Here is a 24,216-nt window from a genome sequence, read left to right on the forward strand (position 1 = left end):
CAGCGGCGAGCAGCCGTCTCCGAGGCCGACATGGCCCGCGAACGCCTCACCGCCGGAGCCGCCGGGCGCCCCAGGCGCCCCAGGTGCCCCGTGCCCGTACGGCGTGCCCGGAGGGGGCGTCGCACCGGGCGGCGGCGGGCCCTGCGGGCCGCCGGCCGAGGACATCACGGGGTGTTCGGCCGTCCGGGGGACGGAGTCGCCGTACGCCGGGTCCGCGGCCGGGCCGCCCGTCGCCGGAAGCTGCGCCGTCTGCTCCGTGCCGCCCGCGGCGCCGGGAGGGGCCGGCGGCGCCGTCGGAACGGGCGGCGTGGGCTGCGCCGGCTCCGCGGGCGGCACGGAGTCTGTGCTCGGTGCGCCGGTCGCGGACGCGGGCGTCGCGCCCGGCGTCTCGGGCGCCGACGGCGGCCCCGCCACAGGCGGAACGGCAGCGCCCTCGTTCTCGGTGCTCACAGCTTTCTCCTCAGATGCACGACAGTCACGACAGTCTTGGGTCACGGCCCACGGATGCCAGTCTCGGGAAACAGCATTTCCCACCTTGCGTCAGACCACCGTAAGCAGTGACAGCGGCACGGACCGCCATCCTTTATCCCGGACGAAACGGACGCATCCGCAGTCGTGGGACCGAACGCGGGACCGGGGACCGTACGAGCGGTACCCCGCCGGGCGGTGGCACCATAACGCGGTGACCTATGCCCGCCCGGCCCACGGCCTCCGTCCGGGGCCGCACACGATCTCCGTGGTGGCTCACCGCGGGGCGTCCCAGGACGCCCCGGAGCACACCCTGGCCGCCTACCGCAAGGCCATCGAGGACGGGGCCGACGCCCTGGAGTGCGACGTACGGCTCACCGCGGACGGCCATCTCGTCTGCGTGCACGACCGGCGGGTCAACCGGACCTCCAACGGCCGGGGCGCGGTGTCCGCCCTGGAGCTCTCGGACCTCGCCGCGCTGGACTTCGGCTCCTGGAAGGACCGGGACGAGTCCCCGGAGTGGGACGAGTCCCACGACTGGGAACGCACCTCCGTCCTCACCCTCGAACGCCTCCTGGAGCTCGTCGCGGACGCCGGGCGCCGGGTGGAACTGGCCATCGAGACCAAGCACCCCACCCGCTGGGCGGGCCAGGTCGAGGAGCGGCTGCTGGAGCTGCTGCGCCGGTTCGGCCTCGACGCACCGCCCCCGGACGAGCCCTCGGCCGTCCGGGTCATGAGCTTCTCGGCGCGCTCGCTGCAGCGCGTGCACTTCTGGGCCCCGGAGATCCCGACCGTCTACCTCCTGCAGTTCCTCGCGCCCCGGTACCGCGACGGGCGGCTGCCGTCCGGCACCCTCATCGCCGGGCCCAGCATCCGCATCCTGCGGAACCACCCGGACTATGTGGCCCGGGCGCACCGGGCGGGCAACCGCGTCCACGTCTGGACCGTCGACTCCCCCGCCGACGTGGAGCTCTGCGCCCGGCTCGGGGTGGACGCCGTCATCACCAACCGCCCGCGGCAGGTGCTGTCCCAGCTCGGCCGCCGGTAACGCCCGGTTCGTCCGGCCGGGGAGTGCACCGGCGCGTTCGCGCCCGGATGCGACGGCGACGAGTGCCCCAGGGGATCGCAGTTGGCCGGTTTCCGGCGCCCCGTAGGGGGGCATCCATCCCGTGGCATGGGGCAAAGGAGGTCTCGGGGGTGGCGTTGGTGGTGGCACACGAGGTGCCGACGTCGTCGATCATGGCCGTACCTCATGGCCCAGCGGGCGTGGGTGCGGCGCGACGTGCGATGCGCGAGGGACTCCTGATGAGCGGAGTGCCCGATGGGGTCGTCGACGATGCGGTACTGGTTCTCTCCGAACTCCTCAGCAACGCCTGCCGGCACGGCCGGCCGCTGTGCGGCGACGGCACCGGGGCCGGGCCCGACGAGGTGCGCATGGCCTGGCGGTTGGACGAATTCGGCCGGGTGACCGTCGAGGTGACCGATGGCGGGGGGCCCACCCGGCCACTTCCGGCCACTCCCTCGGTGACGGCCCGCGGCGGCCGGGGGCTCAACATCATCAGGGCCGTCGCCCAGGACTGGGGCGTCCGGGACGGGACACCCGGGGAGGTCACGGTGTGGGCCACGTTGCCGGCGACGACCTCGTCCGACGTCTTGTCTACGCGCGTGGTTGTGCCGGCTCTGGACATCGCCGGGCTGCTCGAGGATCTCGCCTAGCCAGGCCCTCGACCGGCGCCTCGGGCCCGGGCAGGGCGCGTCGGGCAGGGCTCGCCGGACAGGCGGGGCTCTTCGCACGGGCAGGCCTCGCCGGACGGGCGGGCCCTTCGGACACGCAGGGCTCGCCGGACAGCGGCCGGCCGTATCCGCCCCGCACACCGCCCCCCGGTGCACCGCATCCCGGTCCGGCCCGCCCGACACACAACCGGAGCCGGAAGCAGAAGCGGAAGCAGAAGCGGAGCCGTAACCGGAGCCCGGCCCCGCGGGGGCGCACCCCGGCGGCTCGTGCTCCGGCCCGAGCGCCGCGTGGCGGCGAGCGGCAACTCCCCCGGCTCCCGAAGGACTAGGCTCGGCGGCCGAGAACCACCGCCGCAACCGCGGCCACGACCACCGCCGCATCCGGGAGACACCCCCACCATGGCCAAGAAGCGCCCTCAGACAAAGGCCGGCAGGACGTCCGGCGCCCAGGTCTCCGCCGGAGAGATTCCGGTCGTCGGCGCCCGCGAGCCGTGCCCCTGCGGTTCGGGCCGCCGCTACAAGGCGTGTCACGGACGAGCCGCCGCACAGGCCGTGACCGAGCTCGTCCAGCGCCCCTTCGAGGGACTGCCCGCCGAGTGCGACTGGGTCGCGCTGCGCGAGCTGGTGCCCGCCGCGACCGTGGAACTGCCCCTCAGGGGCGGCCTGCCGGAGGGCGTGCCGTCCGTCACCCTGGCGACCGTGCTGCCGATGGCGTGGCCCGCGCTGCGCCGGGACAGCGGCGCCGTCCTGCTGGGGCTGCAGAACGACACGGCGTCCGGCGACATCAGCCGTGACCTCGCCGATGTGCTGCAGCGTGCGCTGGAGGCCGCGCCGGGCACCCCGGTGGCCGCGGAGCGCGTCCCCGCCGACGGCCCGCGACTGCAGGACCTGCTCGACCCGGCCGGTGCGTTCGAGCCGGTCGTGCACACCGGCTTCGAGTTCTGGCTGGAGAGCGCCGAGCAGTCCACCCCCGAGGTGGCCGCCTCCCTGGAGCGGGCGAACGAGGCCGCGATCCCGACCGTCCGGCTCTCCGGTGTCGAGGCCGCGTACTGGTGCGAGACCCCGGAGAAGAACCACCTGCGCTGGGTGATGGACCACCCCGAGGAGAAGCTGCTCGACGCGCTGGCGCGGCTGCACGCCGCCGGTGCCTCCTCGCTGGGCGAAGGCACCCGGCTGGTGGGCTCGTTCCGGGCGCACGGCCTCATCGTGCCGGTCTGGGACCTGCCGGGCTCGGTCCGCGCGGACGACGTCGAGAAGCCCGCCGAGGCCTTCGGGGAGCGGCTCGCCGAGGCGCTCGGCTCCGAGGCGCCGCTGACCGCCGAGGAGCGCCGGGCCCGTGGCGGACTCACCAACCGGCAGGTGACCCTCAGCTGAGAACCGCCGGACGACCCGGGGAGTGACTCAGGTCACAACGCCCCCTACTGAACAGTAAATCGTCGTCCGAATTTCCGCGATCGAATTTGCGAACAGCAGATCTCTTGTTACGGTTCTTGAAGCCCGGTCGCTGGTGCATCCCCCGTCGCCAGCGACCGGGCGTTTCCGTGCCCGGCGTCGGCCGGCTCCCCCGGGCGCGCCGCGCCGGACGCCCAACGGTCCGCTCCCACCGGGGAATTACTCCCCGAACGCAGCAGCAGCCGCTCCCCGTCCGAGGACACGAGCTCGGCGACCGCCCCGTACGGCAGGCCCTGGTCCACCGGCTCCCGCACCGGCGCACGCCGGGTCTGGCACACCCCGTCGGCGTTCCCGGCTTCCCCCGAGCAACGCACCTGAACGGTCCGGCCGTCCGGCCGCATCAGGGTCAGGACGACGCTCGGCGCGCGGCCGGCGGCGCTCCGGTAGTAGGTGCGGCCCCACAGCTCGCGCCCCTCCCGCAGGACGCAGGTCTGCGCCTCGACGCCCTCGCGGCCGGTGAGTTCGGGTCCGCACATGGAGATGACACGCCCCTGGTCAGCGGCGTGGAGGGCGCCCTTCCGCAGAACGGCCGGAGGCAGCCACCCAGCCCCCGCCGCAGCGGGATCCAGCCCCCGGTCGCGGTGCCGGGCCCCGTCCGGCGACCCGGATTCCGGTACGCCCGGCGCGGCGGATTCCGGTACGGCCGGCACCTCGGGTTCCGGTACACCCGGCGCGGCGGGCTCCGGTGCGGCGGACACGGCGGTCCGGGCCGGCGGACGGACGGCCGCGGCGGCCGGCGCGGGCCCCGCCGACGCGGCGGCCTGCGGCAGCACGGCGGCCAGCAGCACCGCGCCCACCAGGGCGGTCATACGGCGGTGCGCCCCGCCCGGATCCGCTGCGCGCTCCATGGAATCCCCCTCCAACTCACCGACGAATCCTGCCGATCGGCAGAACGTACCGGCCGGGGAAGGGCCCCTCGGACCGCGCTGGGCCGAACCGGGGACAACGCGGCCCGCCTCGCACTCGGAGGAGTGAAGACGGGCCGCGATGGTACGAATTCGGTCAAGTCTCAGTAGGCGAGCCGGCTGCTCTCGTCGGGGGTCCCGGTGCTCGCCTCCACGAGTGCGTGCACGACCGCCTCGACATCGGGCAGCCACGGCGCGGCCGACCCGGGCAGCGGCGCGCGCTCCCAGCTCACCCGGCCGGCGCCGGTCTGGGACGGCGGCAGCACCAGATAGCCGCCCTCGCCGTGGAACCGCAGCGAGCTGGGCACCCACTCCTGGCTGTGCAGCAGCTCGCCCAGCACCTCGAGCGAGTACGGCGCCACCAGGATCGACCAGCGGGTGGGCGACGCGACGACCGGGCCGAGCCGGATGCCCCGGCGGTCGAGCTCGGTCAGGGCCTGTGCCGCCGCGGTCGCCGGCAGGCTCACCGCGCAGGGCGCGGTGCCGCCGGTGGCCAGCACGATCGGGGCGTCGGGGCGGTTCTCCCACCACCAGCGGACCATGCGGGCGTCGGTCGTGGCCGCGAGCAGGCCGGGGTCGAAGGGGTGCGCACCGGGCACCACGCAGTCGGGGTGCGGGCAGTTGCAGCCGCGCACGCGGCTGCCGCCGGACCGGATCCCCACGCCGGGGAGTACGGGCCACTGCCACTCGGTGGCGCACATCAGCGCCGCGCCGAGCATCGCCCGCTTCCCGCTGCGCCTCCGCCCGAGCAGGAGCCTGCGTCGCCTTCCGAGGATCTCGCGCATGAGCGCTCGTTCCTTTCCGTTAACGCCGAGGGCTGTATCCAATCGCGTTCATCGCACGCTGTGCCGGGTGTGCGTACCGCTACCGGATTCACCGGATGAACCTGGTCTACCGATCGATGCTGCTTGCGATGCTGCTTGGCAGTACGTGGGGCTGCGGGCGTACGTTCAGTCCGTTCACACCACGTGGATCGTGCGTCACTGCTCGTTCAAGGCAGCGCATCATGTCGCGGGCCGAGCGTGGAACATGGCGAAGGGTGGCGATCGCCTGGCGTTTGCCGCCCCTCTGCGGTCCTCGTCCCTCGGGGACGGGAGGCCATCGCCGGATAGGACGCTCAAGGCCGCCGCGGGGTTCCGGGGCGCCCCCAACTGCCCCTGCCCTTCCCGAGTACGTACCCACCTCGGTGGATATGACGCGTTGTCGAATGCCCTCAGTCGACCGCAAATTGCCGACCGACGGGCATTTTTTCAGCCAACTTGTGTCCACCATAGACACCAACAAGCCCGCCCGCACCATGCTGGACACACCCCACCGCTGCGTGTAGATGTGGAGGCATTGATAGCGGCGCAGCATGACATGGGGGTTTGCGATGCTATTGCGAAAAATGCACCGCCGGACCGGCCACGCAACACCACACGGCAAAAGCCTGCGCTTCGGTACAAATAGGACACACTTCTCGGTCGATTCGGCCCAGTGGCCGGATATGCCGCAGCCCAGGGTCGAAAGTCGCCAGCCATGAACGCCCCGCACGTGCCGAAAGTGGCCGGAATCCAGCCGGCACTTCCCGCCCCGGCGCATAATCCCGACGCCTCTCCCGCGCAGCCCCCGGCGGAGAGCGGCTCCCCGGTGGCCGCCACCCCGGACGTCCGCCCGGTCGAGCATCTCGCCGCCGTCCAGGACCGCCTCGCCGGCTGGATCTCCGATCTCACCACGCTGCACGAGCTCACCGAGCGGCTCGCCCGCACCGAGACCCTCGACAGCGCCCTGCACGAGCTGCTGCGCGCCGGCGCCGCCCTCGTCGGTGCCCGCCGCGGCATGATCGTCCTGGAGCCCGCCGACGGCCAGGGGCCGGACACCACCGTCGGACTCGGCCTCGGCCCCGCGGACCTCGGCACCATCGAGACCATCCCCCGCAGCTCCGCCTCCTACGGACGGATCCTCGACGGCCTGCCCCCGGAGGGCGGCGCCCGCCCCGGGCAGCTCGACGAGGTCGCCCACCCCGACCTGCGGAACGAGCCGGACCTGGACCCGCGGCACCGCGAGGTCGCCGCCCGTCTCGGCTACGCCGCCAGCTACGCCGTCCCGCTCGCCACCGAGGCCGCCGGCCGGCTCGGCGCCGCGGTCTGGCTCTACGACGAGCCGACCGAGCCGGTGGAGCGGCAGCGCCACCTCATCGGCCTGTACACGCGCTACGCGACCGAGCAGCTCGCCCGCCACCTGGAGCTGACCCGCGCCCGGGCGACCGCCGACACCCTCCGCGACGAGCTGCTGCCCAGCCGGCTGCCCCGGGTCGGCGGGGTGCGGCTGGCCGTCCGGCACCGCACCGGTCCGCAGGGCGGCGGCGACTGGTACGACGCCCTGCCCCTGCCGGAGGGCGCCCTCGGTCTCGCCGTCGGCGGGGTCAGCGGCTCCGGGCCCAGCGCCGTCGCCGCGATGGGACGGCTGCGCGCCTCGCTGCGGGCGTACGCGGTGATGGAGGGGGAGGATCCGGTCGCCGTCCTCTCCGATCTCGAACTGCTGCTGCGGCTGACCGAGCCCGCCCGCTCGGCGACCGCCCTGTTCATCCACTGCGAGCAGCGCACCCTGCTGATGGCCGGGGCCGGGCACTGCCCGCCGCTGATCGTCGGCGACCGGCGCACCGAGTTCGTGGAGACCTCGCTGTCCGCGCCGCTGGGCATGCTCTCCTGCTGGGAGGCGCCCAGCGTCGAGTTCGAGGCCGCGCCGGGAGAAACGCTGCTGCTGTACAGCGACGGGCTGCTGCACCGCACCGGCGAGCCGATGGACCGGGCCTTCGCCCGGCTGCACGCGGCGGCGGCGAGTGTGCCCCGGTCCGTCCGGGACGACCCCGACGCCGTCGCCGACCACGTGCTGCGCACCGTCCTGCCGGACGGCCGGGACACCGCGGACGGCCCGGAGGACGTCGTGCTGCTCGCCGTCCACTTCGAGGATCCGGGAGCCGCCGCCCGGTGACCGCTGCCGGCCCCCTTCCTCCGGGGGCGCAGCGGGGCGCACACCCGGGCCGGGCCGCTGCCCGCGCCCCGCTCCGGTCGTCCTGCCGGAGCCGGTGCCCCCGCCCATACGATGGTCGGGGTCCCCCAGCCGCAGGCCAGGGGACGGTCCGAGTCGAGGAGGAATCCGTGACCGAGCAGCCCGCGCCCGCGAACCCGGAGGGCGACGAGCCCATCAAGCAGCGGAAGAACGGCCTGTACCCAGGCGTCTCCGACGAGCTTGCCGAGAACATGAAGAGCGGCTGGGCCGACACCGAGCTGCGGAACCTGCAGCCCGTCGAGCAGGCACCGCACGCCGCGCGCCGCCGCGCCGCGCTCTCCGCCCGCTTCCCCGGCGAGCGCCTGGTCGTTCCCGCGGGCAACCTCAGGACGCGGTCGAACGACACCGAGTACGCCTTCCGCGCGTCCACCGAGTACGTGCATCTGACCGGTGACCAGACCCACGACGGCGTACTCGTCCTGGACCCGGTGGACGACGGGCACACCACGACGCTCTACCTGCTGCCGCGCTCCGACCGGGAGAACGGCGAGTTCTGGCTCGACGGCCAGGGCGAGCTGTGGGTGGGCCGCCGGTACAGCCTCGCCGAGAGCGAGCAGCTGCTGGGGGCGGAGTGCCGGGACGTCCGCAAGGCCGCCGACGAGCTCGCCTCCGCGGCCGGTCCGGTCCGCATCGTCCGGGGCCACGACGCCGGGCTGGAGGAGGCGCTGGCCAGCCGGCTCGACGCCGACCGCGACGAGGAGCTGCGGATCTTCCTCAGCGAGCTGCGCCTGGTCAAGGACGAGTTCGAGATCGGACAGCTGCAGGCGGCGGTCGACTCCACGGTGCGCGGCTTCGAGGACGTGGTGAAGGTCCTCGACAAGGCGGAGGCGACCTCCGAGCGCTACATCGAAGGAACGTTCTTCCTGCGTGCCCGCGTCGAGGGCAACGACGTCGGCTACGGCTCCATCTGCGCCGCCGGACCGCACGCCACCACCCTGCACTGGGTGCGCAACGACGGCCCGGTCCGCGCGGGCGAGCTGCTGCTGCTCGACGCCGGCGTGGAGACCCACACCCTCTACACCGCCGACGTCACCCGCACCCTGCCGGTGAACGGCCGCTTCACCGAGTTCCAGCGCCGGATCTACGACGCGGTGTACGAGGCGCAGGAGGCCGGCATCGCGGCCGTCCGGCCGGGCGCGAAGTACCGCGACTTCCACGACGCCGCGCAGCGGGTGCTCGCGACCCGGCTGGTGGAGTGGGGGCTGGTCGAGGGCCCGGTGGAGCGCGTGCTGGAGCTGGGGCTGCAGCGCCGCTGGACGCTGCACGGCACCGGCCACATGCTCGGGCTCGACGTGCACGACTGCGCGGTGGCCCGCCGGGAGAGCTATGTGGAGGGCACCCTGGAGCCGGGCATGTGCCTCACGGTCGAGCCCGGGCTGTACTTCCAGACCGACGACCTGACCGTGCCGGAGGAGTACCGGGGCATCGGCGTCCGCATCGAGGACGACATCCTGGTGACCGAGAGCGGCAGCCGCAATCTGTCGGCCGCCCTGCCGCGCACCGCCGACGACGTCGAGTCCTGGATGGCCCGCCTCAAGGGCTGAGCCCGCCCCGACGCCGGACGACGGCCGGGTCCCGGACGGGGCCCGGCCGTTTCCGTCGGGTGGGACGCCGGGGCGGGACCTGTGACGCATCGGCCGTCATGCCGGGCGCGTCGGGTGAAGCGGTGACGTGGGAGCCGGGGGCGGTGCGCCCCCAGTGACGTGGGAGCCGGCGGCGGCGCGCCCCCGCCTTCAGGCTTCGGGCTCCGATCGCGTGAGGTCCTGGGCCGCCCTGCCGCTCCCGGTGATCAGGACGGTGATCAGGACGCCTTCAGCAGCGCGTCCTCACGCCACTTGAGGATCTTGTCGAAGCTCACCACCGCGCCGCGGCCCGGTCTGTTCCGGACGTGGACGTGGTCGGCGAGCGCCTCGATGAGGCACAGGCCCCGGCCGTTCTCCGCCTGGGTGTCCGGCTGGGCGGGCGCCATGAGCGGCGCGCGGAGGGCTCTGGGGCGCGCGGTCCGCGCCGCGGGAAAGCCCGGCCCCGAGTCGGTGACCTCGATCCGGCACTTCTCACCGTCCAGATACGCGGTCACGCGGTACACCCCGGGGGAGCCGTCGGGGGACGTCGCCCCGCCGTGCTCGACTGCGTTCGCACACGCCTCCGTGAGCGCGATCGACAGGTCGAAGGAGATGTCCGGATCGACCCCCGCGGTCTCCATCGTTCCCAAGAGGAGCCGCCGGGCGAGCGGAACGCTCGCAGCCTCGCGCCGCAAGTGGAGGGACCACCAGATGCTCATGCTCCAGCCTCCTGGCTGCGGCTCGACATACCGATACGTATTGCCCCACCGATCGGCCCGTAAGCGTGCAATGGGCGTGACTACGCTCATTCAGCGGATGCGCGGGGTCATGACATCGGTGTATGGCGACAGGCCGTGCGCTCCCCCACGCCCCCCACCCCTGCCGTCCGGAGCGGGCGGGCGCGGTGGGATGATGGCGCGGCCATGTCTGCCCCCGTCGCGCGCGTCGGCGCCGATCTGCGACTGCTCAGGGCCGCGGTGTTCGCCGCGGTCTGCGTCGCGCTGTCCATGGCGGGGCACGCGCTGGCGTCCTGTTCGGGCGTTCCCGCCTGGACCCTGATCACCGGCTTCCTCCTGGTTTTCGCGGCGGCCGCGCCGCTCGCCGGGCGGGAGCGCACCCTGCCGGGGATCTCCGCCGGTCTGGCGGTCGGCCAGTCGGCCCTGCACGGGCTGTTCTGGCTGGGCCAGCAGGCCGCGTCGGCCCCCGCGCCGCCCGCGGGACGGCCCTCGAACAGCGCGCTGATCTCGTTCGCCGCCCGGCTGGTGTGCGGCGGGGACGCCGGTCCGGCGCGGCTCACCGCCGCCGAGGCCCGGCGGATCATCAGCACCTCCGGCCCGGACCATCCGGCCCACGCCGCCGGGGCCCACATCGCCGGATCCCACGCCACCGGAGCCAACCTCTCCGGAACCCACGGGGCGGGCACGGGAGCGGTGCACGCCGCCGTGCCGGCCCCGCCGCCCGGCGTCGGGGACCTGGTCCCCTCGCTGCCGATGCTGCTGGGCCATCTGCTCGCGGCGGTCGCGCTGGGGCTGCTGCTCAGGCGCGGTGAGGCCGCGCTCTTCCGGCTGGTCCGGCTGTCCGCGCGGGGCGTCTCGGAAGGCTTCGCGGAGGGGGCGCTCGTTCGTTCGCTGCGCGCCGCCCTTGTGCTTGTACGCGCCCTCCATGCGGGGCTTCCCGGATCGCCCGCCGCCCTGCCGCCCGTCCCCCCGGCCCACGGGACCGGAAAGGCCGGGCCGCGGTCGCTCGTCCTGGAACACTCCGTCAGCCGCCGGGGTCCGCCGGACACCGTCCTCGCGGCCTGACGCGGCACCCCCCGGGAACCGGTAGCTCCGGCTCATCCGTCGGGAGGTTGTCGCGCGGCAGCCGTACGCGCGCAAATCACCGACCGATCCTTCCTGTGGAGTGTCCGCAAACCATGAATCTCTCGCGTCTTTCCCTCGTCGGCGGCGTCACCGCCGGTTCCGTCCTGCTCCTCGCCGGCCCGGCCTTCGCCCACGTCACCGTGGAAGGCGAGGCCGAGAAGGGCGGCTTCGCCACCATCGCCGTCAAAGTGCCCAACGAGCGGGACAACGCCTCGACCGACAAGCTCGAGCTCAACCTCCCGGCCGACCAGCCACTCGCCTCGGTGATGCCGGAGCCGGTGCCGGGCTGGGACGTCAAGGTCACCAAGAAGAAGCTCGACAAGCCGATCGAGATGCACGGCGAGAAGATCACCGAGGCCGTCACCAAGGTGACCTGGACCGGCGGGAAGATCGGGCCGGGCCAGTTCCAGCGGTTCCCGCTCGCCGTCGGCCAGCTGCCGGAGAACACCGACCAGCTGGTGTTCAAGGCCATCCAGACCTACGACAACGACGAGACGGTGCGCTGGATCGAGGCGCCCAAGGAGAACGGCGAGGAGCCGGAGAGCCCGGCGCCGGTGCTGGCGCTGACCGAGCCCACCGGTGAGGGCCACTCCCACGGCTCCGCGGCCGACGCCAAGGGCGGCCACGACCACGGCTCGGAGTCCGAGGAGTCCGGCCACAGCGAGAAGGCCGCCGCCGGCAGCGACTCCACCGCGCGGGTGCTCGGCGTGGTGGGCATCGTCATCGGCGCCGCCGGGCTGGCCTTCGGCTTCCTCGCCGGCCGCCGCCGCTCCTCCTGACCCGGCCGCACCGGGCCCGCACACCACCAACCGGGGTATTCCTCCATGCGCAAGACCAGCCTGACCGCCGCCGCGCTCGCCGCGGCGGCGGCCCTCACCCTGTCCGCCTGCGGAGGCGGCGACGACGAGTCCTCGTCCGTCGCCGAGGTCTCCGCGGGGCCGACCAAGGCCGCGACCGTCCTCGACAACCCGCTCGACAAGCCGGATCTGGTCCTGACGGACACCGACGGCAAGAAGTACGACTTCATCAAGGAGACCAAGGGCCACCCGGTCCTGCTCTACTTCGGCTACCGGCACTGCCCGGACGCCTGCCCCTTCACCATGAGCAACATCTCCCTCGCCCTGCGGAAGCTGTCGCCGGCGGAACGGAAGGAGCTGCGCGTCGTCTTCGTCTCCTCCGACCCGAAGCGGGACACCCCGAAGGAACTCGGCACGTGGCTGGCCCAGAACGACAAGTCGTTCATCGGGCTCACCGGCGACTTCGACACCATCCAGGCCGGCGCCCGCGCCGTCAACATCTACCTGGACCAGCCCAAGAAGGTGAAGGGGACCTGGGTCTCCTCGCACAGCCCCCGCGTCGTCGCCTTCTCCCCGAAGGACGACAAGGGCCACGCGATCTACGACAAGGACACCACGGCGGAGGAGTACGCCAAGGACCTTCCGAAGATCATCAAGGGCGGGACACCGTGACCCGGCGGCGCAGCGCCCTCGCCGCGGCCGTGACGCTCGCCACCGGCCTGGCGCTGGCGGGCTGTTCCGGTTCGGGTGCCGAACTGAAGGCGGAGGGCGCGTACGTGCCCCAGCCGGTGATGACGGACATGGCGAGCGGCTATGTCGTCGTCCGGAACACCGGTGACACCGCCGACAAGCTGACCTCGGTCACCAGCGACTTCGCCGGTGACGTGACGATGCACCGGACCGTCGGCAACACGATGCGCCAGGTGTCGTCGCTGAAGGTCCCCGCGGGCGGTGAGCTCCGGCTCGCCCGCGGCGGCACCCATCTGATGTTCATGAAACTCGAACACAAGCCGGCCAAGGGGGAGAAGGTGTCCGTGGTGCTCCACTTCGCCGCCTCGGACCCGATCACCCTGGAGGTCCCCGTCGTGGCGACCAACTACACCCCGGACAAGTGAGGGACTGACGCCATGCCAGCCGCCGCCCCCTCCCTGGACCGCCGCTCCGCGCGCTCCGCGGCCGTGACGCTGCTGCTGCTCGCGGCGGCGCTGCTCGGCTCGTTGCTCGCCGGCGCCTCCCCGGCCTCGGCGCACGCCGCGCTGACCGGCAGCGATCCCAAGCAGGGGGCGGTGGTCGGCAGCGCGCCGAAGGATGTGAGCCTCACCTTCTCCGAGGGCGTCGCCCTCTCGGACGACTCGATCCGCGTGCTGGACCCCAAGGGCAAGCGCGTGGACTCCGCCAAGGTGCGCGATCTGGGCAGCGGGAACGTCGTCCGGTACGGGGTCGGACTGCGCTCCGGGCTGCCGGACGGCACCTACACCGTGGCGTGGCAGGCCGTCTCGGCCGACAGCCACCCGGTGGCCGGGGCGTTCACCTTCTCCATCGGCGCCCCCTCGAAGACCTCGGCGGGGGTGCCCGACCAGAAGCCGGGCGGCGGACCGGTCGGGGCGCTCTACGCCATCGCCCGGTACCTCGCCTACGCGGGCTTCGTGGTGCTGGTCGGCGGCGCCGCGTTCCTGCTGGCCTGCTGGCCGGGCGGGGCCCGCGTCCGGGCGGTGCAGCGGCTGGTCGTCCAGGGCTGGGTCGCCCTGACCGCCTCCACCCTGGCCCTGCTGCTGCTCCGCACCCCGTACACCGGCTCGGGGAAGCTCGCCGACGCCTTCGACCTGGGCGGACTGCAGTCCGTCCTGGAGACCAGGACGGGGGCGGCGCTGGTCTCCCGGCTGCTGCTGCTCGGGGCCGCCGCGCTGTTCGTCGCGGTGCTCTTCGGCGCGTTCACCCGGCGCGAGGATCCCCGGGAACGCCGGGACCTCGCCGTCGGGCTGGGCATGGGCGGCACCGTCGTCGCGGCCGGGCTGGCCGCGACCTGGGCGCTCGCCGAGCATGCGTCGACCGGGCTCCAGCCGAATGTGGCGATGCCGGTGGACGTCCTCCACCTGCTCGCGGTGGCCGCCTGGCTGGGCGGGCTGGCCACGCTGCTGGTCGCGCTGTACCGCGGCCCGGCCGTCGAACGGGCCGCGGTCCACCGCTTCTCCCGGGTGGCCTTCGGCAGCGTCGTCGTCCTCGCCGCGACCGGGGTGTACCAGTCCTGGCGTCAGGTCGGCTCCGTCACGGCCCTGACCTCGACGTCGTACGGGCAACTGCTGCTCGTCAAGGTCGCGCTGGTGGCGGTGCTGCTCGCGGTCGGCTGGCTGTCGCGGCGCTGGACGGCGCGGCTCTCGGCGTCCGTGGCACCCGAGGCGGAGGCCGCGCGGGTGCTCGAGGAGGACGCGCGGGCGGCCGAGGAGACGGCGGACGCTGCGGCGGAGCGGGCCTCGCGCGGTGAAGCGGAAGCGGCTTCGGACGCCGGAGCGGAGCGGGCCTCGGACGGTGAAGCGGAGGAGGTCTCGGACGCCGGAGCGGAGCGTGTTGCGGACGCGGCGGAGGAGGGCTCGGACGCCGAGGCGGAGCGCGCCGACGCGATGGCGGCCGTGCCGGCCCGGGCGGCCGAGGCGCGGGCCGGAGAGGCGGCGGCTGGAGGGGCACCGACTGGTGAAGCGCCTGCCGGGGAGGCACCGACTGGTGAAGCGCCTGCCGGGAAGGCGCCGGCCGGAGAAGCACCGGCCGGGGAGACATCGGCCGGGAAGGCCGCGGTGCCGGCTCAGGCAGCCGCCCCGGCCAACGCGGCGCAGGCACCGGCCGGCGCCACGGAGTCGATCGAGGGGCCGGAGCCGGCCGAGGGGACCCAGCCCACCGAGGGAACGCACCCCGCCGAGGGGACGGAGCAGCCGGAGTCCGGAGCCCCGGATACCGCGCCCGCCGACCCGAAGCGCGCCGCCCAGCTCGCCCGGCAGCGGTCCGCCCGGGAGACGGCCCGCAGCAAGCGCGTCCGCGACGCCGACCCGGAGCGCTCCGGGCTGCGTCGCACGGTGCTCGCCGAGGCTGCCGTCGCGGTGCTGCTGCTGGCCGTGACCACTGCGCTGACCAGCACCGAACCGGGCCGCACCGAGGAAGCCGCCCGATCCGGGAACGGCACGCCGACGGTGCCCGCGGTGCGCCGCGCGACGGCGACCATTCCCTTCGACACCGGGGGCGCGGACGGCAAGGGCACGGCCCGGCTCTCCCTGGAGCCCGGACTCACCGGTTCCAACACCCTGGACCTCAAGCTCCGCCGGCCGAACGGCAAGGCGCTGGACGCGCCGGAGGTGAAGCTCGCCTTCCGGCTGGACTCCCGTGACCTCGGGCCGCTGCCCATCCAGCCGTTCCACCTGGAGACCGGACACTGGGTGTCCAACCGTCTCCAGCTCCCGATGGCCGGCGAGTGGGAGGTGTCCCTGACCGTGCGCACCTCGGAGATCGACCAGGTGACCGAGACGAAGAAGATGAAGATCGGCTGATGACGGGCGCGAACGACTCCCAGGACACCTCCCGCCCGGAGGACTCCCCGGCCCTGTCCGGGCCGGACGCCGGCGGCTTCTCCCGGCGGAGGCTGCTCGGCACCGCCGGCGCGGCGGGGCTCGCCGTTGGTGCCGCGGGCGGCGTGCTGGGCGGGAGCGCGACCCGGGAGGAGACACCGGCGCTCGCGACGGTGGGCTCCAGCGCCGTCGCCTTCCACGGCCGGCACCAGCCGGGCATCACCACACCGCTGCAGGCCGCCGGCCACCTCGCGGCGTTCGACCTGGCCCCCGGAGCGGACCGGAAGGCGGCGGCCGCGCTGCTGCGGCGCTGGTCGCGGACGGCCCAGGCGCTGATGGCGGGCCGTCCGACGGCGGACGACACCGGCGTCGCCCTCGACGCCGGACCGTCCTCCCTGACGGTGACCTTCGGCTTCGGCCGGACCTTCTTCGGCCGCACCGGCCTGGAGAAACAGCGCCCACTGGCGCTGGATCCGCTGCCGGACTTCAGCTCGGACGCGCTGGACCCGAAGCGCAGCAACGGTGACCTGTGGGTGCAGATCGGCTCGAACGACGCGCTGGTCGCCTTCCACGCCCTGCGGGCGCTGCAGAAGGACACCGGGGACACCGCCCGGCTGCGCTGGCAGATGAACGGCTTCAACCGGGCGCCCGGTGCGACGTCCCATCCGATGACGGCCCGCAATCTGATGGGGCAGGTAGACGGCACCAAGAACCCGAAGCCCACGGAGAAGAACTTCGCGCAGCGGATCTTCGTGCCGTCGGGCGGCGAACCGTCCTGGATGGCGCACGGCTCGTACGCGGTGGTCCGGCGCATCCGGATGCTCCTCGACGACTGGGAGAAGCTGCCTGTGGGCAAGCAGGAGCAGGTCATCGGGCGCCGGAAGTCCGACGGCGCCCCGCTCACGGGCGGCACCGAGACGACGCCGATGGACCTGGAGAAGCGGGACGCCTCGGGCGGGATCGTGATCCCGGCCGACGCGCACGCCCGGATCTCCGCGCCGGAGGCGAACGGCGGGGCGGCCATGCTGCGGCGCCCCTTCTCCTTCCACGACGGCTTCGACGGCGACGGGACCCCGGACGCCGGGCTGCTCTTCATCGCCTGGCAGGCCGATCCGTACCGGGGCTTCGTGCCGGTGCAGCGCAAGCTGGACCGGGGCGACGCCCTGTCGCGGTTCATCCGGCACGAGGCGAGCGGACTGTTCGCCGTGCCGGGCGGCTGCGCCCCGGGCGAGTACGTGGGGCAGCGGCTGCTGGAGGGCTGACGGACCGGGGCGGCCGTGGGGCGTCCCCCGTGCGTGTTCCGGCTGCCGGACGCGGCACCGGGCGTTACGGCGGCTGGGTATCGTGGCGAGCAACCGGACCGGGGTCCCGTTCCGGGGCCTCGCCTCGGAAGACCCCCGCCGCACACAGGGGATGGGCGTCCCCCGATCCAAGGGAGCCACGCACGATGTCGGCCAGCCGCTACACCTACCTCGGGCCCGAAGGCACCTTCACGGAGGCCGCGCTGCGGACGCTGCCGGAGGCCGCGACCCGCGAGCTGGTCCCGATGGTGTCGGTGCCCGCGGCGCTGGACGCCGTGCGGTCCGGGGAGGCGGGCGGCGCACTGGTGCCGATCGAGAACTCGGTGGAGGGCGGCGTCACCGCGACCCTCGACGAGCTGGCCACCGGCACGCCGCTGATGATCTATCGCGAGGTGCTGCTGCCGATCGCGTTCGCCCTGCTGGTGCGGCCGGGGACCACGCTGTCGGACGTGAAGACGGTGACCGGTCACCCGGTGGCCCAGCCGCAGGTCCGCAACTGGCTGGGCAGGCATCTGCCGGACGCCCTGTGGGAGTCGGCCGCCTCGAACGCCGACGGCGCGCGGCTGGTGCAGGAGGGCCGGTACGACGCGGCGTTCGCGGGCGAGTTCGCGGCGCCGAAGTACGGGCTGGAGCCGCTGGTCACCGAGATCCACGACGCCGAGAACGCGGCGACGCGCTTCGTCCTGGTCGGGCGTCCGGCCCGGCCGGCGGCCCGGACCGGTGCGGACAAGACGTCCGTGGTGATCTGGCTGGGCGACGACCACCCGGGTGCGCTGCTCGAACTGCTCCAGGAGTACTCGGCGCGCGGGGTGAACCTGATGCGGATCGAGTCGCGGCCCACGGGCGAGGGCATCGGCCGCTACTGCTTCTCGGTGGACTGCGAGGGGCACATCACGGACCGGCGGGTGGGCGAGGCCCTGATGGGCCTGAAGCGGATCTGCCCGAACGTGCGCTTCCTGGGGTCGTATCCGCGAGCCGGGGTGGACCCGACCGATGTGGCGGCCTTGCGGCACGGCACCTCCGACCGCGAGTTCTCCGCGGCGGCGGACTGGCTGACCCGCTGCCTCGACGGCCGCTCCTGACACCGCCGCTGCTGAGCGGGGCCACTCCTGACACCGCCACTCCCGACACCGCCGGCCCTGACGCAGCCGGCCCTGACGCAGCCGACCCCGACACTGCCGACCTCTGAGAGAGCCGACCGTGACCGCCGCGTTCCCGACCGCTTCCCGGATCTCCGAGGGCGGCGGCTCCTGACGGCTCTTCGCTCCCGCGGACGGCCGGTCCTGAGGTCGTTCCGCTCACCGCGGACGGCCGCTCCCGGTGCCTCCCGGGGCTCCGTGGCGGGCGCCCGGCCGGTGCCCCGGCGGTGGTCACCAAGTTATCCACCGAGTTATCCACAGGCCCGGTTCTCGACCTGGGGACAAGTCGACACGCGAACCCGACAAGGTCGACAAATCGCCGTACAGCGCCCACCTCACCTCACAGCACTCCAGGTCGCCTTTCGTCAGCCCAATTCCCCTGATCAACTCTTTGGAGGGAGTCATTCCCACCCGAATGAGTGTGTGAGGGGGGTTTGAGAAGGGAATCCATTGCCCAGCATTCAGCGGGCGGAATGATCAATTCCGACTTCCACAGCCCTTTCTCACAGCCTGTGGATAAAGCCTCGATCGAGCCGCCGACCTGTGGACAACACACCTCTCAACTGCCCCTCCAGCGAGGGAAACCGGGACGTCGGGCCGACGCTCACGCGCCCGCCGGGTGAATGCGCGGGAACGTCTCCACAGCCCTCTTCGCGATTCCCCCTTTTCCGGCATAGCGGTCAAAATGGTGCGCAATGGAATATCGAGTCGAGCGCCCACAGCGCGCACCGGTAGCCTGGGGGGGTGATTGACCTTCGTCTGCTCCGTGAGGACCCCGACCGTGTCCGCGCGTCCCAGCGCGCCCGTGGAGAGGATGTCGGCCTCGTCGACGCACTGCTCTCCGCCGACGAGCGGCGCAGGTCGTCCAGCGTCCGCTTCGACCAGCTGCGAGCCGAGCAGAAGTCGCTCGGCAAGCTCATCCCCAAGGCCTCCGGCGACGAGAAGGCCGAGCTCCTGAAGAAGGCCGGCGAACTGTCCGCCGCGGTCAAGGCCGCCGACGCCGAGCAGGACGAGGCCGCCGAGGAGACCCAGCGCCTCGTCCGCCAGCTGGGGAACCTCGTCCACCCGGAGGTCCCGGTCGGCGGGGAGGAGGACTTCACCGTCCTCGAGACCGTCGGGGCGCCGCGCGACTTCTCCGCCGAGGGCTTCGAGCCCAAGGACCACCTCGAACTCGGCCAGCTGCTCGGCGCCATCGACGTCGAGCGGGGCGCCAAGGTCTCCGGCTCGCGCTTCTACTACCTGACCGGTGTGGGCGCCCTGCTGGAGCTCGCCCTGGTCAACGCCGCCATCGCCCAGGCCACCGCCGCCGGGTTCACCCCGATGCTCACTCCGGCGCTGGTCAAGCCGCGCGCCATGGAGGGCACCGGCTTCCTCGGCCAGGCCGCCGAGAACGTGTACCACCTGGAGAAGGACGACTACTACCTGGTCGGCACCTCCGAGGTCCCGCTCGCCGCGTACCACATGGACGAGATCGTCGACGCGGACAAGCTGCCGCTGCGCTACGCCGGGTTCTCCCCCTGCTTCCGCCGCGAGGCCGGTACGTACGGCAAGGACACCCGGGGCATCTTCCGGGTCCACCAGTTCGACAAGGTGGAGATGTTCTCCTACGTCACCCCGGAGGACTCCGAGGCCGAGCACCAGCGCCTGCTGGACTGGGAGAAGCAGTGGCTGACCGGCCTGGAGCTGCCGTTCCAGGTGATCGATGTGGCCACCGGTGACCTGGGGGCCTCGGCCTCCCGCAAGTTCGACATCGAGGCCTGGATCCCCACCCAGGGCAAGTACCGCGAGCTGACCTCCGCCTCGAACTGCAACGAGTTCCAGGCCCGCCGGCTGTCGGTCCGGATGCGGGACGGCAAGCACGTGCGCCCGCTGGCCACGCTCAACGGCACGCTCTGCGCGGTGCCGCGCACCATCGTGGCGCTGCTGGAGAACCACCAGCGGGCCGACGGCTCGGTGCGGGTCCCCGAGATGCTGCGCCCGTACCTGGGCGGCCGCGAGGTGCTGGAGCCGGTCGCCACGTGACCTCCACCCACGGCTCGGCCCGCCCGTCCGGCCCGGCCCGCTCCGGCGCGCGGCCCGGGGCCGTCCACCCGTCGCCGGGTGCGGCGGCCCGCGGGGCGTCGCCGGACGGCTCCGCCGGGCTGCCCTACCGGCTGATCGCGACCGACCTCGACGGCACGCTGCTGCGCGCCGACGACACGGTCTCGCAGCGCTCCCGGGACGCACTCGCCGCGGCCACCGCGGCGGGCGCCGCCCATATCGTCGTCACCGGGCGGGCGGTGCCCTGGGTGCGGCACATCCTGGACGACCTCGGCTACCGGGGTCTCGCGGTCTGCGGGCAGGGCGGTCAGGTCTACCACGCGGGTGAGCACCGGCTGCTGACCTCGGTGACCCTGGACCGGCAGCTCGCGGGGCTGGCCCTGGCGAAGATCGAGGCGGAGACCGGCCCGCTGGCCCTGGCCGCGAGCCGGGACGGCCTGGAGGGCGAGGTGCTCGTCGGCCCCGGCTACCGGGTGCAGGAGGGCCCCCTTCCGGTGGTGGCCTACGAGGACCCGGCGGAGCTCTGGTCCGCCCCGCTGAACAAGCTCTACCTCCAGTCCCCGCACCTCGACGACGACGAACTCGCCCGGGTGGCCCTCGGGGTGGCCGGGAACCTGGTGGGCGTGACGATGGCCGGAGCGGGCATCGTCGAACTGCTGCCGCTCGGCCTGACGAAGGCCACCGGCCTCTCGCTCGCCGCCCGGCGGCTCGGGCTCAAGGCCGCGGACACCATCGCCTTCGGCGACATGCCGAACGACATCCCGATGTTCGGCTGGGCGGCTCACGGCGTCGCCATGGCCCAGGCCCACCCGGAGCTCAAGGCCATCGCCGACGAGGTCACCGCGTCGAACGACGAGGACGGCATCGCCGTCGTCCTGGAGCGCCTCTTCCCGCTCGGCTGAGCCCCGGGGCAGCGGGCCCGGACCCGGCCTCGGCCGGGTCCGCAGGAGGCGGGGCGTCCGCCCGGGCTCAGGCCGGAGCGTCCTTCGCGCCCAGCCGCAGGTGCTCGATGTGGTAGACCGCCTCGTCGAGCAGCTGGGCCACATGGCTGTCGTAGAGGCTGTACACGATCGACCGGCCCTGCCGGCTGCCGCTCACCAGCCCGAGGTTGCGCAACAGCCGCAGCTGGTGGGAGACGGCGGACTGCTCCATGCCCACCGCGTCCGCCAGCTCCGTCACCGCGCACGGCCCCTGGCGGAGGCGGGAGAGGATCAGCAGGCGGCTGGGTGTGGCCAGAGCCTGGAGGGTCTCGGCGACGGTGGCCGCGCTCCGCTCGTCGAGCCGTGCCGGTTCCCGCCGGTCGTCCACCCCATGTCCCATGCGGGCATCGTAGTTCGCCACCCAAGCATGAAGAGCTCTTCATGTGAGCAGTTATGCTGCCGTCATGCCGATCACCGCAGCGCGCGACGCCTCCGTCGCCACCGAACCGCGTCGCCTTCCGCCCGAGGTGCGGTGGGCGGCGCTCGCCCTCATCGCCTTCGCCGCCGCCGTGGGCGCCCGGGCGGCCGGAGCGCCCGGCCCGCTCTGGGGAGCCCTGTATGCCGTCTGCTACGCCGCGGGAGGCTGGGAACCGGCGCTCGCCGGGGTGCGCGCCCTGCGCGAACGGACCCTGGACGTCGACCTGCTGATGGTGGTCGCGGCGCTGGGCGCGGCGGCGATCGGCCAGGTCCTCGACGGCGGGCTGCTGATCGTCATCTTCGCCGCCTCCGGAGCCCTGGAAGCGGTCGCCACCGCCCGGACCGAGGCCTCCGTGCGCAGCCTGCTGAGCCTGGCGCCGCAGACCGCGACACGTGTCCGCTCCGGCGCCGAGGAGCGGGTGCCGGCGGCGGAGCTGGCGGTGGGTGACGTCGTACTCGTCCGGCCCGGGGAGCGGGTGGCGGCGGACGGCCGCGTCCTCGGCGGCAGGTCGGACGTCGACCAGTCGACCATCACCGGGGAGCCGCTGCCCGCCGACAAGGAGGCGGGGGACGAGGTCTTCGCGGGCACCCTGAACGGCCGCGGGTCCCTGCGGGTGCGGGTGGAGCGCGATCCGTCCGACTCGGTGATCGCCCGGATCGTGGCCATGGTGGAGGAGGCGTCCCGGACCAAGGCGCCCACCCAGCTGTGGATCGAGCGGATCGAGCAGCGCTACTCGCTGGCCGTGGTCGTGGGCGCGCTGGCGCTCTTCGCGCTGCCCCTGGCGTTCGGGGCCGCGCTGGAGCCCACCCTGCTGCGCGCCATGACCTTCATGATCGTCGCCTCGCCGTGCGCGGTGGTGCTGTCGACGATGCCGCCGCTGCTGGCGGCGATCGCCAACGCCGGACGGAACGGCGTCCTCGTCAAGTCCGCCGTGGTCATGGAGGAGTTGGGGCGGACCACGGTGGTGGCGCTGGACAAGACGGGGACGGTCACCCAGGGCGCACCCCGGGTGGTGGAGGTGCGGGGCCCGGCGGAGGCCCTGCGGCTCGCGGCTTCGGTGGAGGCGGAGAGCGAGCACCCGGTGGCCCGCGCCGTCGTCGCGGCGGCACGCGAGCGCGGGCTGGTCCCGTACCCCGTCCGGGATTTCGTGTCCAGGACGGGCTTCGGAGTCGAGGCAGTTGTCAAGGATCGGCGGGTGGCCGTCGGCCGCCCCGATCAGGATGCGGCCGGCCCCACCGTCACCGAAAGCCCTGTGGAAAACTCCGCCGCGACACCCGTGAAGGCACCGTCCGGCATGACGACGGTGCAGGTCAGCGTGGATGGAGCGGCCGTGGCCACGCTGGTGGTGGCGGACCGGCCCCGCCCGGACGCCCCCGCGGCGGTCGCCCGGCTGACCGCGCTGACCGGCCGTGCGCCGGTGCTCCTCACCGGTGACGCCCGGGGCCCCGCCGAGCACACGGCCGCCGCCTGCGGCATCGAGGAGGTACGGGCCGGGCTGCTGCCGGAGGAGAAGGTGGCGGCGGTGTCCGAACTGGGCGCGGGCGGGGGCCGGGTGCTGCTCGTCGGCGACGGGGTGAACGACGCCCCGGCCCTGGCCACGGCCCATGTCGGCGTCGCCATGGGCGGCACGGGCGCCGATCTGTCGCTCCAGGCGGCGGACGCGATCGTCGTCCGTGACGAACTGACCGCGGTGCCCGCGGTGATCGAACTGTCGCGCCGTGCGCGCCGGCTCGTCGTGCAGAACCTCGTCATCGCCGGGTGCTGCATCGTGGGGCTCGTGGCCTGGGACACGCTGGGCGAACTCCCGCTCCCCCTGGGAGTCGTGGGGCACGAGGGCAGCACGGTCCTCGTCGCCCTCAACGGTCTGCGGATGCTGCGTGCGCCATTCGGCGCCGAGTCCGGCGCACCCCGCCCGTCCGGCCCGGTGGACCCGTCCGGAACGCCCCGCCCCGAGGCCGGCGCCGGGGGTGCGGCGGAGACGGCAGCGTCCGGAGCGGCCTCCCCCGGTTCCGTGCCGTCCCCCGGTTCCGTGCCGCACTGAGTCAGGAGCGGGGTCAGCGGGGGCTGCCGGGGAACGGCGGTGGACCGGCCCGTACGGAGGCCCGGCCCCCTGCGCGTACCAGCTGAGGTACCCCGACGCGGGAACCGGGCAGGTTGCAGCAGAAAGGGGGTGTGCGGCGAACCGCGCACACCCCCTTCCCCACCGGTACGCCCGCGTCACCGAGGGCGCGCCGTCACTCCTCGCCGGCCAGGGTGAGCCCGCGGAGCTTCTGGCCCGCGTAGAAGGTGGCGCCCAGGGTGACGACGACGAGCAGCACCGCGCCGGAGGTCGCCCCGACGTCCGAGGACATCAGATTCCCCGGGTCGAGCTTGTGCCCCAGGGCGAGCGCCCACTGCTGGATGCTCAGTGTCCGGGCGCCCGGGACGAGGCTGCCGAACAGCGCCTCCCACACCAGGGCGTAGACCAGGCCGAAGACCACCGCGTGCCGGCTGAGGGTGCCGAACAGCAGGAACAGCGCGGCGTACGCCACCGAGGCCACCGCCGCCGCTGCCGCGTAGGCGGACGCGACCTGCTGGCTGTTGCCGTTGAGGATGTAGCCGGCCAGCAGGGTGGGCACCGCCGAGAAGACGACGGTGACGCCGATGGCCACGATCAGCTTGGTGAGGATGATCGTGTGCCGTTTCACCGGCTTGGCGAGCAGATAGACGATCGAACCGTCGTCGATCTCGGGGCCGATCGCGCCCGTACCGGCGATCACACCGATCAGCGGCACCATGGTGGCCAGCGCGAAGCCGCCCAGCACACGGGCCGCGATCTGGTCGTCGGCGCCGGTCAGCACCCGGACCATCACCGCGAGGATCAGCAGCAGGGCCGGCAGGGCGAACAGCATCAGTGCCCGGCGGCGGCCGAGCAGCGCCCGGTAGGTGAGCCGGGCGACCGTGGAGTTGTACATCG

General features: G+C 73.6%; 20 protein-coding genes and 1 pseudogene. 15 read left to right on the forward strand and 6 right to left on the reverse strand.

Annotated elements, in window-relative coordinates:
* Positions 1-450, reverse strand: a pseudogene (locus ABT112_RS13535) (hypothetical protein); the annotation flags it as partial.
* 232 nt (positions 451-682) lie between these two features.
* On the opposite strand from ABT112_RS13535, the gene ABT112_RS13540 reads away from it, so the two are divergent.
* The 3 genes from ABT112_RS13540 to ABT112_RS13550 all read left to right on the forward strand — a co-directional run bounded on the left by ABT112_RS13540 (position 683) and on the right by ABT112_RS13550 (position 3,576).
* Complete coding sequence (locus tag ABT112_RS13540) at positions 683-1,516, forward strand: glycerophosphodiester phosphodiesterase family protein (protein ID WP_351508937.1); 834 nt, start codon at positions 683-685, stop codon at positions 1,514-1,516.
* Between the two features lie 47 nt (positions 1,517-1,563).
* Entirely contained in the window at positions 1,564-2,184 is a 621-nt protein-coding gene (locus ABT112_RS13545) for an ATP-binding protein (protein WP_351508939.1), read from the forward strand.
* Positions 2,185-2,601: 417 nt separating this feature from the next.
* On the forward strand, positions 2,602-3,576 hold the full coding sequence (locus ABT112_RS13550) for a DUF5926 family protein (protein WP_351508941.1): 975 nt from the start codon (positions 2,602-2,604) through the stop codon (positions 3,574-3,576).
* A 107-nt stretch (positions 3,577-3,683) separates the two neighbouring features.
* On the opposite strand, the gene ABT112_RS13555 is transcribed toward ABT112_RS13550, so the two are convergent.
* Together ABT112_RS13555 and ABT112_RS13560 are read right to left on the reverse strand one after the other, a co-directional pair.
* Positions 3,684-4,502 carry a hypothetical protein gene (locus ABT112_RS13555; RefSeq protein ID WP_351508943.1) on the reverse strand — a complete coding sequence of 273 codons (819 nt, stop codon included), beginning with the start codon at positions 4,500-4,502 and terminating at the stop codon, positions 3,684-3,686.
* Between the two features lie 161 nt (positions 4,503-4,663).
* On the reverse strand, positions 4,664-5,344 hold the full coding sequence (locus ABT112_RS13560; protein WP_351508945.1) for a bifunctional DNA primase/polymerase: 681 nt from the start codon (positions 5,342-5,344) through the stop codon (positions 4,664-4,666).
* Positions 5,345-6,077: 733 nt separating this feature from the next.
* Between ABT112_RS13560 and ABT112_RS13565 the strand changes: the two genes are divergently transcribed.
* Entirely contained in the window at positions 6,078-7,532 is a 1,455-nt protein-coding gene (locus tag ABT112_RS13565) for a PP2C family protein-serine/threonine phosphatase (RefSeq protein WP_351508947.1), read from the forward strand.
* A 167-nt stretch (positions 7,533-7,699) separates the two neighbouring features.
* A complete protein-coding gene (locus tag ABT112_RS13570; protein ID WP_351508949.1) occupies positions 7,700-9,154 on the forward strand; it encodes an aminopeptidase P family protein in 1,455 nt (484 codons plus the stop codon).
* 257 nt (positions 9,155-9,411) lie between these two features.
* Here the strand turns inward: ABT112_RS13570 and ABT112_RS13575 are convergent, their stop codons facing one another.
* On the reverse strand, positions 9,412-9,891 hold the full coding sequence (locus ABT112_RS13575) for an ATP-binding protein (protein ID WP_351508951.1): 480 nt from the start codon (positions 9,889-9,891) through the stop codon (positions 9,412-9,414).
* A gap of 204 nt (positions 9,892-10,095) precedes the next feature.
* Between ABT112_RS13575 and ABT112_RS13580 the strand changes: the two genes are divergently transcribed.
* From ABT112_RS13580 to ABT112_RS13620, 9 genes are all read left to right on the forward strand, one after another.
* Positions 10,096-10,974, forward strand: coding sequence for a hypothetical protein (locus tag ABT112_RS13580; RefSeq protein WP_351508953.1), 879 nt, complete (start codon positions 10,096-10,098; stop codon positions 10,972-10,974).
* Between the two features lie 113 nt (positions 10,975-11,087).
* A complete protein-coding gene (locus ABT112_RS13585; RefSeq protein WP_351508955.1) occupies positions 11,088-11,813 on the forward strand; it encodes a YcnI family copper-binding membrane protein in 726 nt (241 codons plus the stop codon).
* A 45-nt stretch (positions 11,814-11,858) separates the two neighbouring features.
* Positions 11,859-12,503, forward strand: coding sequence for an SCO family protein (locus ABT112_RS13590; protein WP_351508956.1), 645 nt, complete (start codon positions 11,859-11,861; stop codon positions 12,501-12,503).
* Positions 12,500-12,946, forward strand: coding sequence for a copper chaperone PCu(A)C (locus ABT112_RS13595; protein WP_351508958.1), 447 nt, complete (start codon positions 12,500-12,502; stop codon positions 12,944-12,946). The genes ABT112_RS13590 and ABT112_RS13595 overlap by 4 nt, the downstream gene beginning before the upstream one ends.
* Before the next feature lie 12 nt (positions 12,947-12,958).
* Complete coding sequence (locus tag ABT112_RS13600) at positions 12,959-15,364, forward strand: copper resistance protein CopC (protein ID WP_351508960.1); 2,406 nt, start codon at positions 12,959-12,961, stop codon at positions 15,362-15,364.
* Complete coding sequence (gene efeB, locus ABT112_RS13605) at positions 15,364-16,644, forward strand: iron uptake transporter deferrochelatase/peroxidase subunit (protein WP_351508962.1); 1,281 nt, start codon at positions 15,364-15,366, stop codon at positions 16,642-16,644. The genes ABT112_RS13600 and efeB overlap by 1 nt, the downstream gene beginning before the upstream one ends.
* A gap of 185 nt (positions 16,645-16,829) precedes the next feature.
* Complete coding sequence (gene pheA / locus ABT112_RS13610; RefSeq protein WP_351508964.1) at positions 16,830-17,765, forward strand: prephenate dehydratase; 936 nt, start codon at positions 16,830-16,832, stop codon at positions 17,763-17,765.
* Positions 17,766-18,566: 801 nt separating this feature from the next.
* A complete protein-coding gene (gene serS, locus ABT112_RS13615) occupies positions 18,567-19,844 on the forward strand; it encodes a serine--tRNA ligase (RefSeq protein ID WP_351508966.1) in 1,278 nt (425 codons plus the stop codon).
* Positions 19,845-19,963: 119 nt separating this feature from the next.
* A complete protein-coding gene (locus tag ABT112_RS13620; RefSeq protein WP_351509141.1) occupies positions 19,964-20,764 on the forward strand; it encodes an HAD family hydrolase in 801 nt (266 codons plus the stop codon).
* Between the two features lie 67 nt (positions 20,765-20,831).
* Here ABT112_RS13620 and ABT112_RS13625 read toward each other — a convergent pair whose 3' ends face one another.
* Entirely contained in the window at positions 20,832-21,182 is a 351-nt protein-coding gene (locus tag ABT112_RS13625; RefSeq protein WP_351508968.1) for an ArsR/SmtB family transcription factor, read from the reverse strand.
* 64 nt (positions 21,183-21,246) lie between these two features.
* Between ABT112_RS13625 and ABT112_RS13630 the strand changes: the two genes are divergently transcribed.
* The gene (locus ABT112_RS13630) at positions 21,247-23,301 is read left to right on the forward strand and encodes a heavy metal translocating P-type ATPase (RefSeq protein ID WP_351508970.1); all 2,055 of its coding nucleotides are present in this window, start codon (positions 21,247-21,249) and stop codon (positions 23,299-23,301) included.
* 193 nt (positions 23,302-23,494) lie between these two features.
* Here ABT112_RS13630 and ABT112_RS13635 read toward each other — a convergent pair whose 3' ends face one another.
* A complete protein-coding gene (locus tag ABT112_RS13635; RefSeq protein WP_351508972.1) occupies positions 23,495-24,214 on the reverse strand; it encodes an ABC transporter permease subunit in 720 nt (239 codons plus the stop codon).
* Positions 24,215-24,216 lie beyond the last annotated feature (2 nt).

The organism is Streptomyces sp. NPDC002055 (assembly GCF_040296705.1).
GTDB lineage: Bacteria > Actinomycetota > Actinomycetes > Streptomycetales > Streptomycetaceae > Streptomyces.

What these genes read in the sequence shown, in the direction of transcription:
- ABT112_RS13545 (WP_351508939.1), top strand. Translation starts at nt 1,564, where the DNA reads ATGCGACGGCGACGAGTGCCCCAGGGGATCGCAGTTGGCCGGTTTCCG.
- ABT112_RS13550 (WP_351508941.1), top strand. Translation starts at nt 2,602, where the DNA reads ATGGCCAAGAAGCGCCCTCAGACAAAGGCCGGCAGGACGTCCGGCGCC.
- ABT112_RS13555 (WP_351508943.1), bottom strand. Translation starts at nt 4,502, where the DNA reads ATGGAGCGCGCAGCGGATCCGGGCGGGGCGCACCGCCGTATGACCGCC.
- ABT112_RS13560 (WP_351508945.1), bottom strand. Translation starts at nt 5,344, where the DNA reads ATGCGCGAGATCCTCGGAAGGCGACGCAGGCTCCTGCTCGGGCGGAGG.
- ABT112_RS13565 (WP_351508947.1), top strand. Translation starts at nt 6,078, where the DNA reads ATGAACGCCCCGCACGTGCCGAAAGTGGCCGGAATCCAGCCGGCACTT.
- ABT112_RS13575 (WP_351508951.1), bottom strand. Translation starts at nt 9,891, where the DNA reads ATGAGCATCTGGTGGTCCCTCCACTTGCGGCGCGAGGCTGCGAGCGTT.
- ABT112_RS13580 (WP_351508953.1), top strand. Translation starts at nt 10,096, where the DNA reads ATGTCTGCCCCCGTCGCGCGCGTCGGCGCCGATCTGCGACTGCTCAGG.
- ABT112_RS13585 (WP_351508955.1), top strand. Translation starts at nt 11,088, where the DNA reads ATGAATCTCTCGCGTCTTTCCCTCGTCGGCGGCGTCACCGCCGGTTCC.
- ABT112_RS13590 (WP_351508956.1), top strand. Translation starts at nt 11,859, where the DNA reads ATGCGCAAGACCAGCCTGACCGCCGCCGCGCTCGCCGCGGCGGCGGCC.
- ABT112_RS13600 (WP_351508960.1), top strand. Translation starts at nt 12,959, where the DNA reads ATGCCAGCCGCCGCCCCCTCCCTGGACCGCCGCTCCGCGCGCTCCGCG.
- efeB (WP_351508962.1), top strand. Translation starts at nt 15,364, where the DNA reads ATGACGGGCGCGAACGACTCCCAGGACACCTCCCGCCCGGAGGACTCC.
- pheA (WP_351508964.1), top strand. Translation starts at nt 16,830, where the DNA reads ATGTCGGCCAGCCGCTACACCTACCTCGGGCCCGAAGGCACCTTCACG.
- ABT112_RS13625 (WP_351508968.1), bottom strand. Translation starts at nt 21,182, where the DNA reads ATGGGACATGGGGTGGACGACCGGCGGGAACCGGCACGGCTCGACGAG.
- ABT112_RS13630 (WP_351508970.1), top strand. Translation starts at nt 21,247, where the DNA reads ATGCCGATCACCGCAGCGCGCGACGCCTCCGTCGCCACCGAACCGCGT.
- ABT112_RS13635 (WP_351508972.1), bottom strand. Translation starts at nt 24,214, where the DNA reads ATGTACAACTCCACGGTCGCCCGGCTCACCTACCGGGCGCTGCTCGGC.